Source organism: Streptomyces sp. NBC_00239 (assembly GCF_036194065.1).
Taxonomy (GTDB): domain Bacteria; phylum Actinomycetota; class Actinomycetes; order Streptomycetales; family Streptomycetaceae; genus Streptomyces.
This window is the reverse complement of sequence record NZ_CP108095.1, coordinates 3832317-3846575: the sequence shown is the minus strand read 5'-3', so window position 1 is coordinate 3846575 and position 14259 is coordinate 3832317. Positions and strand designations below refer to the sequence as shown.

General features: G+C 71.5%; 19 protein-coding genes. 2 read left to right on the top strand and 17 right to left on the bottom strand.

Features of this window, described 5'->3' with window-relative positions:
- Nucleotides 1-9 precede the first annotated feature (9 nt).
- The 16 genes from OG764_RS16870 to OG764_RS16795 all read right to left on the bottom strand — a co-directional run bounded on the left by OG764_RS16870 (nt 10) and on the right by OG764_RS16795 (nt 11905).
- Nucleotides 10-630: a hypothetical protein gene (locus OG764_RS16870; RefSeq protein ID WP_328969243.1), complete on the bottom strand. Its 621-nt coding sequence runs from the start codon at nt 628-630 to the stop codon at nt 10-12.
- Nucleotides 631-672: 42 nt separating this feature from the next.
- On the bottom strand, nt 673-828 hold the full coding sequence (locus OG764_RS16865) for an Rmf/CrpP family protein (RefSeq protein ID WP_328969242.1): 156 nt from the start codon (nt 826-828) through the stop codon (nt 673-675).
- A gap of 12 nt (nt 829-840) precedes the next feature.
- The gene (locus OG764_RS16860) at nt 841-3093 is read right to left on the bottom strand and encodes a phage minor capsid protein (protein ID WP_328969241.1); all 2253 of its coding nucleotides are present in this window, start codon (nt 3091-3093) and stop codon (nt 841-843) included.
- Between the two features lie 15 nt (nt 3094-3108).
- Complete coding sequence (locus tag OG764_RS16855; RefSeq protein WP_328969240.1) at nt 3109-4587, bottom strand: phage capsid protein; 1479 nt, start codon at nt 4585-4587, stop codon at nt 3109-3111.
- Nucleotides 4574-4996 (bottom strand): HNH endonuclease signature motif containing protein, encoded by a 423-nt coding sequence (locus OG764_RS16850; RefSeq protein WP_328969239.1) that lies wholly within the window; start codon nt 4994-4996, stop codon nt 4574-4576. Before OG764_RS16850 ends, OG764_RS16855 begins: the two co-directional genes overlap by 14 nt.
- A 73-nt stretch (nt 4997-5069) precedes the next feature.
- The gene (locus OG764_RS16845; RefSeq protein ID WP_328973040.1) at nt 5070-6299 is read right to left on the bottom strand and encodes a PBSX family phage terminase large subunit; all 1230 of its coding nucleotides are present in this window, start codon (nt 6297-6299) and stop codon (nt 5070-5072) included.
- Entirely contained in the window at nt 6299-6742 is a 444-nt protein-coding gene (locus OG764_RS16840; RefSeq protein WP_328969238.1) for a helix-turn-helix domain-containing protein, read from the bottom strand. Before OG764_RS16840 ends, OG764_RS16845 begins: the two co-directional genes overlap by 1 nt.
- Before the next feature lie 167 nt (nt 6743-6909).
- Nucleotides 6910-7050: a hypothetical protein gene (locus OG764_RS16835; RefSeq protein ID WP_328969237.1), complete on the bottom strand. Its 141-nt coding sequence runs from the start codon at nt 7048-7050 to the stop codon at nt 6910-6912.
- Nucleotides 7051-7255: 205 nt separating this feature from the next.
- Nucleotides 7256-8014 (bottom strand): hypothetical protein, encoded by a 759-nt coding sequence (locus OG764_RS16830; RefSeq protein WP_328969236.1) that lies wholly within the window; start codon nt 8012-8014, stop codon nt 7256-7258.
- Between the two features lie 14 nt (nt 8015-8028).
- Nucleotides 8029-8364: a hypothetical protein gene (locus OG764_RS16825; RefSeq protein WP_328969235.1), complete on the bottom strand. Its 336-nt coding sequence runs from the start codon at nt 8362-8364 to the stop codon at nt 8029-8031.
- Complete coding sequence (locus OG764_RS16820; protein ID WP_328969234.1) at nt 8361-8546, bottom strand: hypothetical protein; 186 nt, start codon at nt 8544-8546, stop codon at nt 8361-8363. The genes OG764_RS16825 and OG764_RS16820 overlap by 4 nt, the downstream gene beginning before the upstream one ends.
- A complete protein-coding gene (locus tag OG764_RS16815; protein ID WP_328969233.1) occupies nt 8543-8833 on the bottom strand; it encodes a hypothetical protein in 291 nt (96 codons plus the stop codon). Before OG764_RS16815 ends, OG764_RS16820 begins: the two co-directional genes overlap by 4 nt.
- Nucleotides 8830-9651, bottom strand: coding sequence for a zinc finger domain-containing protein (locus tag OG764_RS16810; protein WP_328969232.1), 822 nt, complete (start codon nt 9649-9651; stop codon nt 8830-8832). The genes OG764_RS16815 and OG764_RS16810 overlap by 4 nt, the downstream gene beginning before the upstream one ends.
- Nucleotides 9648-10463 (bottom strand): hypothetical protein, encoded by an 816-nt coding sequence (locus OG764_RS16805; protein ID WP_328969231.1) that lies wholly within the window; start codon nt 10461-10463, stop codon nt 9648-9650. Before OG764_RS16805 ends, OG764_RS16810 begins: the two co-directional genes overlap by 4 nt.
- Nucleotides 10464-10475: 12 nt before the next feature.
- On the bottom strand, nt 10476-11552 hold the full coding sequence (locus tag OG764_RS16800) for a DNA cytosine methyltransferase (RefSeq protein ID WP_328969230.1): 1077 nt from the start codon (nt 11550-11552) through the stop codon (nt 10476-10478).
- Nucleotides 11549-11905: a hypothetical protein gene (locus OG764_RS16795; protein ID WP_328969229.1), complete on the bottom strand. Its 357-nt coding sequence runs from the start codon at nt 11903-11905 to the stop codon at nt 11549-11551. The genes OG764_RS16800 and OG764_RS16795 overlap by 4 nt, the downstream gene beginning before the upstream one ends.
- A gap of 119 nt (nt 11906-12024) precedes the next feature.
- Between OG764_RS16795 and OG764_RS16790 the strand changes: the two genes are divergently transcribed.
- A complete protein-coding gene (locus OG764_RS16790) occupies nt 12025-12459 on the top strand; it encodes a hypothetical protein (protein ID WP_328969228.1) in 435 nt (144 codons plus the stop codon).
- A 645-nt stretch (nt 12460-13104) separates the two neighbouring features.
- On the opposite strand, the gene OG764_RS16785 is transcribed toward OG764_RS16790, so the two are convergent.
- The gene (locus tag OG764_RS16785) at nt 13105-13371 is read right to left on the bottom strand and encodes a hypothetical protein (protein WP_328969227.1); all 267 of its coding nucleotides are present in this window, start codon (nt 13369-13371) and stop codon (nt 13105-13107) included.
- Between the two features lie 306 nt (nt 13372-13677).
- On the opposite strand from OG764_RS16785, the gene OG764_RS16780 reads away from it, so the two are divergent.
- Nucleotides 13678-14151, top strand: coding sequence for a GNAT family N-acetyltransferase (locus OG764_RS16780; protein ID WP_328969226.1), 474 nt, complete (start codon nt 13678-13680; stop codon nt 14149-14151).
- The last annotated feature ends 108 nt before the right edge of the window (nt 14152-14259 follow it).

Sequence of the window (14259 nt, the reverse complement as noted above, 5' to 3'; positions counted from 1 at the left end):
TCCAGTTGTTCAGCCGCCGAGGCGGGCGGCGATGGCGTCGCGCAGGGTCGCGGGCTTGCGCTCACCGGTCGGGGCGCCGTTGAACTCGGCGCCCGCACGGGGCGGTGCGGCGGGGCCTGCGCGGTACAGGTCGGGGTCGGCGTCGACCGCCGTCTTGATCGCGGCGCCGAGCTGCTCCTCGAACCCCTTGTCGGCGGGGTCGAGGCCGGAGACGGCGGCGAGGAATGAGCGGCTGTTGAGCAGGCGGTCGCCACGTGCGCCCGCGTCGGCGGCGGCGCGGGCGACGGCGAGCTCGACTCGGGCGCCGCGCAGCTCGGTCGAGTGCTCGGCGAGCAGCCGGTCGCGCTCGGCGACGGCGGCGGCCAGGGCGGCCGGGTCGTTCTCGGCGCCGGGATCGTTGGGGTTGAGCGCCTTGGTCACGGCGTCGAGGGCGGCGCGCAGCTCGTCACGCTCGGCCGCGGCCTGCTCGGCGCGCGTGGTGGCCTCGGCGAGCTGCTGCGCGGCGGCGGGATCGGCGGACGGCGCCCCGGTCGGGGCGGGGTTCTGCTCACCCGTCGGAGCGGCCTCGACGGCGGGATCGGCGGTGTTCTCGGGCATGGCGGTGCGGCCCTCCGGGGCTCGTGCGGGCATGAAAAAGGGCCACCGGATCGGCGGCCCTACAGAAGGGAGGGGCTACGGCGCGGGCCGGACGGCGGCGGCGTAGCCACGGACCCAAGCGGCGGTGAGCCGGGGGTCGGTGAAGCGGGGGCATCGGGTCACCGGATGTCCGGCCCGCGCGGCGGCGAGCCCGTCCGCGCGGGCGCGCACGGCGTCCTCACGGAAGGCCAAGCGATCACCCCCTCACTGCTTGTTGCGCTGGTTGTCGCGTGCGCTGCGGGCGGTGGCGCCCGCGCCGTTGCGGACGCCGGTCACCTGCTCGGTGAACTCGGCGAGCGTCACCCTGGGGACGTCCTCCCAAAACCTGATCAGGTCCTCGGACGCTCGGGCGTAGGCCACGTGAGCGGGCCCGGTGAACAGCGTTCGCGGGTCGACGTCGGCGGCCTCGGCGCGGCGGTTGAGCATGTGACCCCGGGTCGCGTCCTCGGCGGCGAGCCACTGCACGTAGATGTGCTCGTCGTACATGGACCGGATCTCGTCGCGGCTGTACGCCTCGCGCGACGCCCTCGCTTCGAGCTCGCGCTCGTAGACCCATCGCTCGGCGGTGGACATGTGCTCGGTGCCGTCCGGGCCGCGCTCGATGTCGGCCCCGTACGGCCCCCATTCGTCGGGGTCGGCCGGGGGCGGGTCGTCGAGGCGCATCGGGTGCATGGCGGCGTCGAGGGCATCGTGCGCCGTGATCGTGGCCGTGGCGCTCGCCCCCGCCGGGGGCGGCGGTGGGACGGGCGGGTACCGACGGTCGATCTCGGCGGCGATCCGTATCGAGTCCTCGGGGCTCGCGTAACGCGTGCCCCACACGAGCAGGTCGTCGCCGAGCGCGGACAGGTCGGCGGCGAGGCGCCCGCCGGGAAAGAGGGCGCCGAGCATCCGGCGGCGGTGGACCTCGGCGCCGATCGCCGGCCGGTCCTCGGGGACATGGCGGGCACGGGTGGCGAGGTCCCGCTCGGACATGCCGAGCAGGTCGGTCCGGATCGAGGGCATAGTGGCGTCGAGGTCGCGCCGGTCGGCCTCGGCCATCACCCGCAGCATCCCCTCGTCGTCGAGGTGCAGCGCCATGCGGGCGAGCTCGTCGTCGGAGAACTCGGCGAGGCTGTCGACCATGCGACCACCGGGGCGGACCCGGTCGAGCAGGGCCTGCTCGTCGCGGCGGTCCGCCTCGGCGGCGATCCGGTCGCGGTCGCGTTCGTCCAGCACACCCGGGCGCAGCGCGGCGCCGAGCTGCTCGTCGCGCATCTCGGGCAGCGTGCGGTCGTCGCCCGCCCGCACGCGCGCCGCCTGCACCGCGTCGTGCGGCGGGGTCGGCGCGGTGTTCGGCAGGTTGCCGGCGCCCGGGGCTTCCCGTTCACGGCGGCGGATGAGCTCGGGGTGCGCGGCCAGGTGCTCGCGCATCCGGCCTTGGTACTGCCGCACCCGGGCCTCGGCCGCGCGCTTGGCCTCGGGGGTGACGGCGGCGGCGCTGCGGTTCTTCCACTTCCTGATGGCCCGCTCGATCGCACGCTGCCTCTGTGAGGCGGCGTACCCCGCCGGGTCCTCGGAGTGCTCGACCGGCGCCCGGGTCACCCCGGGCAGGAACGCCGAGGTGGAGTGCCGACAGTTGGGGTGCTGGAGCCCTGCGCGGCGGGCGTCGTCGAGTGATCCGGCGACGTCCACCCGCACGGTGCGCCCGTCCTCGATGGCGTGCTCCACCTCGATCGTTCGGGCGCCGCTCGGGCCGTCGAGCGCGAGCACCCGACCCTCGAAGGGGTCGCAAAGCTCGCAGTTGTGGGGCGCGTTGGACACGATCACCAGCCGGATACCGGCGGCCCGCAGGCGGTCGCCGTGCGCCTCGACGGCGGCGCGGCCGACCGCCGTCCGGGTGGCCATCTCCGCATAGCTCGTCATCTGCCACGACCGGCCGCGGCGGTCGACGAACGTCCGCAGACCGGCGTCGCTGAACCGCTCCATCGCGCGCTGTGTGGCCTGCCTGCGGGAGTCGATCCCGAGCAGCGGCGTCGCCGCAACCTCACTGATGATCTGCCGGTAAGAGTCTTCGACGCCCCGGAGAATCCCGCGATGCGTCGCCGTCACGAGATCGACGGTCTCGGCGGCGAGCCGGTCCACAGCCCGGGTGCCCGGGGTGCGCTCGGCGATCCGCCGGCCGTCGGCGTCGGACAGCGCGCCGAGCTCGGCGAGCCCGGCCCGCGCCCCAACGTCGTACGCCTCGGTGACCGCCGAGAACACCTCAAGCTGCGTGGCCGAGCCGAGGGCGTCGACCACCCCCTGAGCCGCGCGCCGCAGGGGCTGAATGTCGGCGAGCTTCGCGACCGCCCACCCGGGCGCCTCGAACCCGTCGGCGAGCTGCCTCGCTACGAGCGAGAGCAGGCGCGTCTCGGCGTCCGCGTACAGGTCGCGGACGGCCGCCGAGAGATCCTCGGCCATCGCGGGATGGATGGGCACGAGCACCCCCTCGCGTCAGAGCAACGCCCCGGCCTGCATCGGGTCCGGTACAGCGGCCCCGGTCTCGGTGAGGATGCGGTCGGTCTCCTCCTGTACTGCGGTCGAGTCCCAATCGGGGTGCAGCATCTGGACCTTGGTCAGCGTGGACACGGCCTGTGCCTGCTGGAGCAGCGAAAGGGTCTGCGCGAGCGAGGCCGAGTCCTCACTGACCACCGGGCCGAACGCGACCGTCGGCCGCTCCGGCGCGATGCGCGGAGTGAACAGCGCCCGGTCGAGCAGGAGCATCGCGTGCAGAATGTCGGCGAGTTCAGACGACCAATAGCGGATCTTCTTCTTGCGGGTGGTCATGGACCGCCGGTCGCGCGCCCGGATCTCGGTCGCGGTCACGGCGGCCTGATCGTCGAGGCCGAATGTGCCGAGACTGTAGCCAGCGGACTGAACGGCTTGCCGAGTGGTCGCGGCCGAGGTGCGCTCGTGCTCGTCGACCCTGATCGCGAACTGCGACAAGGTGATTCCCGCACCGCTCTGCTCGGTCGGCGGAATGTTGAGCAGGGTCCAGATTTCCCGGTCGTCGTCGAAGCTCGCGCCGCGGCCGGGGCCGTGGTCGCGCAGGTAGCCGTCGGGTACGAGCAACCTTGCTCGGGCGAGGCGGATGTCGCGCACCCACGACGTCCATGTCGTGTCGAGGGCGTCGAACAAGTCGTACAAGGGAGCGCCGAAATCGGAGCGGCCGAAGATGCTGCCCCGGTTGGCGCGGTCCGGGCGGATGTTGGGGATGTAGGCGGCGGTGAGCCGGTCGATCCCGGTCGGCAGGGCGTCGCCCTCGGGGCCGAGAGAGGCGGCCAGGTCGGCGACCTCGGGGTGCTCGGTGAGCGGGACCCGGGTACCGAGGCTGTCGGGTGATCCCTCGTAGAGGGCGTGCTCGATCCATCCCGGGGAGTGCCGTTCGAGGTGGCGCCACACGGTCGCCGAGGTCGAGGTGAGCTCGTGCCAGAACGTCACGGCCGACAAACGCCCCCACCGCATCTCAGGAACCGCGCTGTCCGGGTGCACGCTGGTGAGCAACGGGCGATCGGCTAGCGAACGGTCCCACGTGATCCGGAGATAGACGCCGCCGAGCGCGGCGCATACCTCGGCCGCCTCAAGCAGCGCGTTCGCGATGCCGTCGGACTCGGCGAGCTCGTCGAGGCGGTCCTGCGTGACCGGGTCGGAGACGCTGAGCACGGGCGGCTCGGCGAACAGGAGATCAGCACTCGCGCCAGCGATGTCACCGGGCAGGGGTATGTGCAGGCGCTGATCGGACATGGCCTGCTGCTGGTCGCGGTCGCGCCCCCACAGCCGGCGGCGCCCGTCCCGCCGGGTCGCACTGGTCCGGTAGACGGCGGCGAGCCGTTCGTGCTGACCGCTGTACCAAGCGTCGTCGATCCTGATCTGCTGGTACGGGCGGGCGAGGGCGGGCGGCGGCCAGGGGGCGCCGTTCTCAGGCAGAGGCACGGCTCACCTCCCGACGTCGTCGTGTGCGGGCACGTCCTGCTGCGCAACGGCGGCAGTGCCGGGTGCCGTTGGGGGCGGTGTACGTGTTCGCGTTGTCGAAGATGTGGCGACGGCCGCAGTGCGTCTGATGAGCGCGCCGCGCGGCGGGGCTCACCCCGCGCCGGATGTTGATCCGGTGGGTGACCGGTTCGAGGTGGTCGGGGTTCACGCAATGACGGCGTCGGCACAGGTGGTCGATCACGAGCCCGTCGGGGATCGGTCCCCGGGTCAGTTCGTAGGCGACCCGATGGACGTAGGCGGGGCGACCGTCCACCTTCACTTGGCCGTATCCGTTGGGCTTCACGTGCCCGGTCCAGTCCCAGCACCCGAGGGGCCCCGGGGCGACCTTGGCGAGGAACCGATCGGTCAACGTTTGCACGCGACCACCCCCTCGACACGTCAGGCCCGAGGCACGGCGCGGCGCCTCGGAGCGGGGGAGGGGATCAAGCGGGGGCGAGCAGGCCGCGCCATTCGTGCGCGGTGCTGTGCACGGCGTACCGCAGCGCGTCGAGGCTGTGGTCGGACGCCTTAACCGGCCGGTCCTCGCCATGCGCCGCGGCGGCGTCGTCCCATACGTACGAGGGGAACTCGGCGAGCAGCCCCTCGCACGAGCGATGGATGAGCAGGCGGCCGGAGTCGAGCAGGTTCGCCACGCTGCGGATGCCGTCGCCCACGGCATTGTTCGCGCGGGCGACGCCCGTGTACCCGTCGGCCCAAAGCTGCGTGGAGAAGCTCGCGGCCGAGGGGTCGATGAATGTCCACTCGGGGTGTACGTCCTGCGCGACGAGCCAGTCGCGGACGGCGCGGCTGTACGCGGCGTCGGTCATCTGCCGGCGCGCGGCGCGGGCATCGTGGCGCCACTCGCCCACCGCGTACAGGCGCCCGTCCTCGCCGAGTCCGAGCAGGACCATCGAGAACGGATTGCTCGTCCCGTAGTCCACGCCGGACCAGTACCGGCGCATCGCGGGCAAGGTGTCGACGACGTGCCGCTGCTCGTCGTACGCGTCGTAGATGGCGCCCTCGGCGACGCACCACTCGCCGAGGATCATCCGGCGTCGCCAAAGGCCGGTGTACTCAGCGGCCAGGGCGGCGACGTACTCGGGGGAGAGCGCGGGATTGTCGGCGAGTTGGAAGTGCCAGGAGCGAAGATCGAGTTCGTGCTGCCGGTCGAGGTACTGAGCTTTGAGCCAGTGCCGGGGCCCGTCCGGGTTCGTGGTCCCGAGCAGGATCGCCCCGGGGACGGACAGTCGGGCGAGGAGCTGCACGAAGAACGGTTCGGGCAGCAGCGTGATCTCGTCGGCGTAGGCGACGGACGCGGTCAGGCCGCGCAGCCTGCCCTCGGACCGGGCGTCGCTCGCGCCGATCAGGTGGACAACCCTGCCGAGGATCACGGCCGTGGTCGCGCCGCGAGTGTGGTGGACCTCGGCGGCGGTGTCGGTGAAGAGCAGGGGGTCTTGAAGCGGCTCGATCACGTTCCGCTCGATGGTGGCGAGCGACCGGCCGACGATCAGGATCAGGCCCGACGCCGGAGCGCGCCGCACCGCGAACAGGAAGCGGAGCAGGCTCGCGATCGTCTTCCCGGACCTGACCGAGCCGTGCCACACGTTGATGCGGGCGACTGACTCGCGGAGAGAGGCGAGTTGCTTGTTGGAGAGGTGGCCGTCCGAGGGGATCACCCCCCGTCGGTGTCACCGCCCGGCGGCCCGAGCAGGGCGTCGGCGAGGCGGTCGAGCATCCCGCCGGCGCTGCCGCCGCTGGTGTGGCGGGCGAGCTCGGCGACCTTGGCGTGTACCTCGGTGAGCGCGCGTGCGGCCGTCGCGTAGTCGCGTGCGTCCCTGGCGGACTCGGCCTCGACGACCCGCTCGATCTGAGCAAGAGCGCCGTCGAGCGCGTCGTCGGCGAGGCGCTCGCGCCGGGTGACGGCGTCGGCCGTACGGGCTTGCGTGGCAGCAGCCACCCGCGCCCCGCCGCTGAACGCGAGGCCCTGCTCGGCGGCGATCTTCGAGACGGTGGCGGCGCTGCGCCCGGTCTCTCGGGCGATGGCGTTGCGGGACCTGCCCTCGGAGTGCAGTCGGCGGACCGCCTCGCGGTCGGCGTCCGTGATCGGTTCGGCCACGGGATCACCTCCCGGACATGCCAACGCCCCGCCACCGGGGGGATGGTGGCAGGGCGTGAGTGCAGCGTTTGGGTTCCGGGCACGCCGGAGGCGCTCCCCACACTAGGTCACGAACAGATAACAATGCAACCTCAGTGCAGGTGATGCATGATCCCGCCGAGCTCCGGCTACAGGAGCCCGACGACGCGGGCCGCGAACATTAGCGCCGCGGCCGATGCCGCGGTGAAGCCCAGCAGGAAGACGAGCCGCAATGTGCCGTCGCCGCTTTGGAGCGCCTCGCGAATTACCCGCCCCCAATAGTTCTTCATCAGTAATTCGTCCTTCCAGAAGTTCAGCGCGAGTACAAGCCTAAATATTTACTTAGCTAAACTAAGTAAAATGAGGCCGAGCAGGGTCAAGAGATCCCGCTATGTGGTGAACTGTCGCGCCAACTGGAGGCCGGTGGGGTTGGTTTGCGTGCGGTGTTATCAAGTCGTGATGGTGGGGGCCGGGAGAACCGGCCCCCACCTACCCCTACGCCGCGGCGGCGATGTCCACGCCGAGCGCGGCGATCAGCTCGGGGAGGTCGCCCCACTCCCACACCCGCACCTGCTCCCCGCTGTCGAGGGGGACGGGCGCCGAGCATTCGCGCGCGCCCGAGCAGGTGACGCTCGGCGGCCCGTCGGGGGTGCTGTGCAGGGTGAGCTCGCCCTCGCACCACGGGCACGGCTCGGGCAGGGGAGTCTCGCGCCGGTCGAGGCCGAGGGCGCGCAGCACCCGGGCCTCGGCGATCCGCGCGGTACGTCGCGCTTCGTGCAGCAGGTAGAGCGGCAGCACCTCGTACGGCGGGGCGCTGATCGCCCCGTCGAGCTCGGCCTCGGGGGCGGTGTCCTCGTCGAGCACCCGGCCCTCGACCCACACGCACGCGAAGTGCAGCCCGTGCCGCCTGCTGCCCGCCGCGCGGTGGTTGTCGGGTGCGCCCGGGTCCGCGCTCAGCCACGCCCGGGGGTCGCCCTGCTCGGTGCGCTGGACGGCGGCGGCGAGCGTGTCGGCGAGATCGAAGATCAGGCGCTCGACCGCCCGCCCGGCGTCTAGCGCGCCGAGGTTGAGCGGGGCGGGGTGCTCGCGCAGCACGAGCGGCGCCCGGTCCTCGACGAGCAGCTCGTCGTCGTCGCGCATGGTGTGCGCGAGCTGCCGAGGCGGCCAGTGATCCGCCGGCGGTGTCTCGATCGCGAGCAGCAGGTCGGCCCACCGGCCCCGGACCACCCGCAGGGCGCGCACGGTCTCACCCACAGCCTGTGCGTAACTCACTGGTCCCCCTTGATGGTGCGCAGCGCCTCGACCTCGGCGGCGTACTGGTCGCGCTCGGCCTCGATCTCCTGCATGGCCTGCTCGGCGGCGTCGATGCGGTGGCGCAGCTTGAGCGCCGCCGTCTGCTGCCCGCCGGCGGACTGCCGGAAGCGGTCGCCCTCGGCGATCTCGGCCTCGGCCAGGTCGCGGAGTTGGGTCGCGTCCCCCGGGGTAAGAGCGCCTCGGTCAGCGCGGGCGAGCAGCAGCCGCAGCGCCGCGCGCCGCTGCTCGCGCACGCCCTCTCGGGCGGCGGTCCGGCCTCGCCGGGACCGGGTTCGGGTGGTGTCGTTCATCGGGTCTCTCCGTTCTCGGCTCGGCGGGTCGTCGAGCAGGCGGTGCAGGTGGTCGAGCAGGGGGTGCGGCCGAGGCGGCGTAGCTCGCGGTCGAGGCGGTCGTCGATCCGGACCATGTAGGCCAGGGACGCGCCGAGCGCGAGGGCGAGCACGACGGCGAGGGCGAGCAGGACCGAACTCATGGGGTCTTCCCCTCGTTCGTTCGGGCACGGCCGAGCAGCCGGTCGAGGGAGCGCCGAGCGCGCGGGATCTCCCGCGCGCGAGGCGCGACCGGTCGCGCGCCTTCGAGGTGCTGTTGATGGACATCGTGAGCACCTCGAAACAGTGGGAATTGGTCGGTCATGTGCCATCCCTCGATGGCGAGGCGGTCGGCGAGTGCGGCGACGACGGCGGTCGCGAGGTGCGGCTGCACGTCGAGCTCGTCGGTCAGGTGCGCGGCGATCACGGCTCGGGCGGCGGCGGGGATCATCGGTCGCCGCCCCCGCCGCTGGTGTGCCGAGCTCGGCCATCCCGTCGAGGTGCGGGCGGTTGGCACATGATCCGGGCGAGCCTGATCTGCTCGGCCTCGCCCTGCTCGTCGACCCCGAGGTGAGCGACCAGCGCATCGACGCGGGAGGGGTGGACGCCGGTCAACGGGCGCCGGCCCTTGCCCCTGTTGCGGAAGCTGCTCCGGCACTGCTCGTCGATGGCGGCGAGGCAGTAGGGGCACTTCACCCCGAGCGGGTCGGGGATGCCCTCGGCGACGAGCTGCTCGCGGTGGGCGCGGGCCTTCCGGAACGGGCGCAGCTCGGCCGCAACGTGCGCGGGCAGGTACCGGCGAGGCCCGGCGCCGACCCCGGACATGAGCGCGGCGAGACGTTTCTGCCCCGCGTCGTTGATCTCGGCCCGGTACTGCGCGGGCGGGATGTGTCCGACGGCAACCGCGGCTCGGGTTCCGACCAGTTCCTCGCGCCATGCGGCGACGTTGTCCGGGTCGACGTTCGGCACGGGGTCGGTGTGGCGGGCCATGAGCTCGGCCCGAAGCGGCCCCCACGCGGCGAGCAGGTCGTGCGGCTCGATCGGCCGGTACTGCGACGAGCGGTTGCCGCCCTGCTGCTCGTAGTACCGGCGGGTGGCGCGGGCGGCATCCCATCCGACGTCGGGCATCGTGGCGGGAACGTCGGCGACGGCGGCGGTCCACTCCGAGATGGTGCGGGCGGACTGCTGAGGGTCGGCGAGGGCGCGGCGCACCCGGGAGTCGAGCGTTCCGGCGAACGCGAGCAAGGCGGCGATCTGCTGCTCGTTCATGGGGTGCGCTCCTTCTGTGCGTTGAGCAGGGCGAGGCCGGCGGCCAAGTTGTCGGCGTAGGCGGCGGTCGACGACGTCGCCCTCGACGGGGTGCTCGACGGACGGTCGAGGTCGGACCAGACCTTGAGCCAGTAGCGGGCCGCTTTCGGGGCCTCGCCCGGGACGGTGCGGCGGGCGGCGAGGTCGACCAGGGCCTCGACGCCGTGCTGCTGCGTCAGCCGGTAGACGTCGCGCTGTTCCCCGAGTCCGAGCGACCACCGAACGGTGATCGAGGCCGCGGCGAGGGCGTCGTCGAGCGGGCGCAATTCAGGGATCAGAGCCGCCGAGCTCACGCGCGGCTGCTGCTCTTGTGGTGAGTAAGTAGGAAGTACGTTCTGGGGGCCGGTATCCGGCCCCCGGGGGGCCGATCTGCGGCCCTCCCCCGGGCCGGTGGCCGGTCCCCCCGGGGCCGATGTCCGGCCCTCCCCGGGGCCGCTCACCGGCCCCCCGGGGGCCGATTCCCGGCCCGGGTCGAAATCCGGTCCGGGCCGGTCCTCGGCCCGCCTCTCATCGAGGAGCGGCAGACGGTAGACCGTCTCCCCGCCGGGCCCGATCCGGCCCTCGACGACGGCGAGCTCACCCGAGGCGAGCAGGGCGTCGACCGCGTGGCGGACGGTGGAGCGGGCGGCCCGGGTCCGCTGCATGAGCGCGGCCGTACCGGCGTAGGCGACGCCGTCGGCGCCGGCGCGGTCAGCTACGGCGAGCAGGACCAGACGAGCGGCGCCTCGGGCGCGGGACCGGGTCCATACCCAATCCGTCGCGGCGAGGCTCAAGGGAACGTCTCCTTAAGGGAGTTGTGACGCCGGGTGCCTCGGGGTGTCCAGCGAGGGCGGCGGGGGTGTGGAGTGGGCAGCGGTTGCCGACGATGTAGCGGCGGGCGCCGATCGCCCGGCAGGCGCCTGCGAAGGGATGACCCCGTTGCCGAGCGCCCGCAGTTGTGCGGACCGGGAGAGGCCCGGGACGCCGGTCACGTGGTGGTCGGGTAGGCCCATGAGCCACTCGACGAATCTCGGGCTCAACCGTCCGTGATCGTCAGTTGGTCGGGGAGCGGGGCGGGTGAGCCGTTCCCACCGCTCGATGGCGGGGCGGAACTCTCCCCACTCGACGGCCGTCGCGGGGTCATCCTGGCAATTCTCGTCACCAAGTCGTCGCCCCCCGAGGCCGGACGACCCATGCGGGCGTAGTCCGGGCCCCGGTGTCCGTCCGCTGCTGCTGGCGTCGGCAGCAACTCCATCACCACGTTCGCGAGCCCATCCGAGAACCCCCGGCCCCGGTAGTCCCTCGCCCTCGGCGTCGGTAGGCACGGCGAGGATGAAGACGCGTCGTCGGATGTGCGGAGCGCCGATCTCCTCAGCGCGTACGCACGCCCAAGTCGCATCGAACCCGAGGCGGGCCAAGTCGCCGAGTACGGCGCCGAGTGCTCGCAAAGCAGGCTGATCGCTTCCGTCTCCCACACACCACGGGCAAAGTTCCACGTTGCTATGGGCGTGCGTCGAGAGGAGACCCGGGACATTTTCGATCACCACCAATCGGGGGCGTAGGGCTTCAAGGGCGCGGGCGACGTGCAGCCACAGACCGGATTGGGTACCGGGCGCGATACCGGCCATGCGGCCGGCGAGCGAGAGGTCGGTGCACGGGAACCCGGCGACGACTGCATCGACGGGCTCGACCGTGGTGAAGTCGACGGCGGCCAGGTCGCCGACGTTGGGCACCTCGGGCCAGTGATGCGCGAGGATCGCCGAGGCGTTCTCGTCGATCTCGGAGTGCCACGCGACCGAGCCACCGAACACCTGCTGCACGGCCATGTCGAGACCGCCGTACCCCGAGCAGAGACTGCCGATCCGCGGACCGGCCGCACTCACTGCTCGGCGCCGACGAAGCGGGCGTAGACCCGGTGCTCGACGCGTCCCTGCTCAACGACAGACCGGGCGACCGCCTCGAACGCGCCGTCGGGGTAAGCGGCCAGTCGACCGCTGCGGATGGCCTGCGCGGCCGACGATGCCCGAGCGATCGACGCGAGCCGCTGCACGATCGCCCACTCGCCCGGACGGTCGGCGAGCTCCGTCGCGATCAGCGCGTGCTTGGTGTTCCGGCTGCGCGGCGGCGGCCCGGTGAAGACGACAGACACAAGATCCCCCATGTGTTCTCGGACAGGAACGGCGACGGGCACAAGCTGCCCGGTACAGACTGTTTGTCTGTTGCTGTTCTCGAACAAGAACAACCTAGTCTTGGCTGAATCTGCACGTCAACGCAGTTCCGGGGTGTGCAATCCGGGGTAATGGCTGGTTAGATAAGATCGTTCGCGTTCTGCGACAAGAACGGAGATGAGAACCCGTGTCCCCCATAGGCGGCGAGAGCTCGACGCCCTTCACCGACATGGTTCGCGAGGTGCTCGCCGTCCCGGGCGCGACCCTGCGAAGCGTGGCCGAGCGGGCAGTCGACCCCGAGACGGGCAAGAAGCTCCAGTGGACAACCCTCGCGAAGATCAAGAACGGCGAGAGCTACCGGCACGACAAGTGGATCGTCGGCGCAGTCGCGGCGGCGACCGGGCTCGATCCCGTCGAGGTGCGGAAAGCGGCGGCGGCCGAGTGGGTCGGATTGACGGCCGGCGACATCCTCGGCATGTCAACACCCAAGGTTTCCATCGTCGTTGCCTACCAGCCAGGAACACGGCCGGAGGATCTGCCGTTGGTTAAAGAGGCGCTCAAAAATCTTGATCTTGAAGATGCAACGATCACGATCGCTGAGGAGTCTTACGGAGCGTCGTAGTCGCGTGACCTGCGGCGATATGGGCGCTAATGTGGATCGAGCCTTGCCTCGGACATATGTTCGAGCAAGGTACTCGGCCATGCCACGAGGGGGGCATCTTGTACCGCGTCCGCCGTACCCGACTCGACGACGAAGCACCCGCAGCAGGGCGTGCCACCGCTGACAAGCGCGACATCCTGCTCGACGACAGACACATCACGGACACCGGGGCCATAGCCCTTGAGGCCGTCCTGAACGCCCTGCCCCCCACCGGTGGCGGTCGGGAACGAGCTTCGAAGTGTTCGCCGCGTCCCGAAGCGGGCGGGGCGTAAAGACGGCAAAGGGGCCGCGCGGCGCGAGCCGTGCGGCCCCTTCTGCATGTCAGGGTCCCGGTGTAGCGTGAGGTTTGAAGGTGCACCGTTTACGCAGGTCAGGGCCCCCTTTTTGAGTGCCCACCGCGTGCCCAATGCGTGCCCATCGCGTGCCCGAACTGCTCTGAACCGGTTGTCACGGGTTGGCACGGGGAAGTGCCATCACATCGCGTTGACCTGCGGAAACCGCCCCACGATGGCACCCCGTGAACCTATCCGACAGGAAGCGTCTGGGGCTCGTAATGCGTAGGTCTCGGGTTCGAATCCCGAAGGCGGCTCGGATCAGCCCCAGGACTCACTCGCCGTGACCTGGGGCTTTTTCATGCCCTCTGACTGCTGCGATGGCGTGTTTCCTCGTCATGTGGGACTGCCAGGCACGGCGGGACAGCCAGCCGGTGGCGAGGGAGGCGAGGGCGGCGCCCCAGTCGATGACGTGGGGGAGGCCGGGGAGGAAGGCGAAGCAGGCGAGGGATGCGGCGGTGCCTGTGGCGAAGGCGGCGACGCCAGTGCGCCGGCGCTCGGCTTTCGCGGCGCGGTCTTCCGGGGCGGGCTGGGGGGTCACGTGTGGCTCACTTCGTGGTGTGGTGGCACCGGCTGGCCCGGCGAGCGGCGTTGCTGCCTGGGTGCACGCACGCCTTGCCGAGGGTGTCTGTTGATCGGAACTCCTGCTCGTCTGCTCGGGGTGCTGTCCCCGGGAGCAGTCCACTGCGAAGAGTGATCGCCGGCCCGGCGCGATGACCACCCGTCACCGATTCCCGGGGTGCAGGAAGATAGGGGGAGTTGGCATGTGGTGTTGGGGTGAAGGAGAGGTTTTGTTGTGAGTGGTGGGGTGGCTGTGCGGGTGGCCGGGGTTGCGGAGTTGGGGGCTGTGGGTGAGCTGTTTCGGGGGTATCTCGACTTCTACGAGGTCGAGGTCGTCGATGAGGAGCGGCCGCGGGCGTACCTGGAGGAGCGGGTCCGGAACGGGGAGTCGTTGATCCTGCTGGCCGAGGACGGTGCGGGGGAGGCCGTCGGGTTCGCGCAGGTGTACCGGACGTTCTCGTCGCTGTCGATGGCGCCGGTGTGGGTGCTCAGCGACCTGTTCGTGGCGCCCGGCGGGCGGCGGACCGGGGCGGGGCGGGCGCTGCTGCGGGACGTGCTGGAGCGGGCCCGGGCCGAGGGCGTGGCCGGGGTCCAGCTGGAAACCGGGTACGACAATCACGTCGCGCAGGGCCTGTACGAGGCCGAGGGGTTCGAGCGCGACCCGTACCACATCTACTTCCACGGGCTGAAGGATCTGAAGGATCTGAAGGATCTGAAGGATCTGAAGGATCTGAAGGACCTGAAGGGCCCGAAGGAGTAGCCCTGGAGCGGGGTGTTCCGATGGACCTGACGTAGTGTCCCGGGCGGCGTTGCCGGGGGTGGGCCGCTGCGGTCAGGCTGGTGCCATGTCCGCAGCGTCCGAGTCGGG

Excerpts from the sequence above, each read along its gene's own strand:
- OG764_RS16820 (WP_328969234.1), bottom strand. The coding sequence starts at position 8,546 with ATGAGTTCGGTCCTGCTCGCCCTCGCCGTCGTGCTCGCCCTCGCGCTC.
- OG764_RS16810 (WP_328969232.1), bottom strand. The coding sequence starts at position 9,651 with ATGAACGAGCAGCAGATCGCCGCCTTGCTCGCGTTCGCCGGAACGCTC.
- OG764_RS16815 (WP_328969233.1), bottom strand. The coding sequence starts at position 8,833 with ATGATCCCCGCCGCCGCCCGAGCCGTGATCGCCGCGCACCTGACCGAC.
- OG764_RS16835 (WP_328969237.1), bottom strand. The coding sequence starts at position 7,050 with ATGAAGAACTATTGGGGGCGGGTAATTCGCGAGGCGCTCCAAAGCGGC.
- OG764_RS16870 (WP_328969243.1), bottom strand. The coding sequence starts at position 630 with ATGCCCGCACGAGCCCCGGAGGGCCGCACCGCCATGCCCGAGAACACC.
- OG764_RS16825 (WP_328969235.1), bottom strand. The coding sequence starts at position 8,364 with ATGAACGACACCACCCGAACCCGGTCCCGGCGAGGCCGGACCGCCGCC.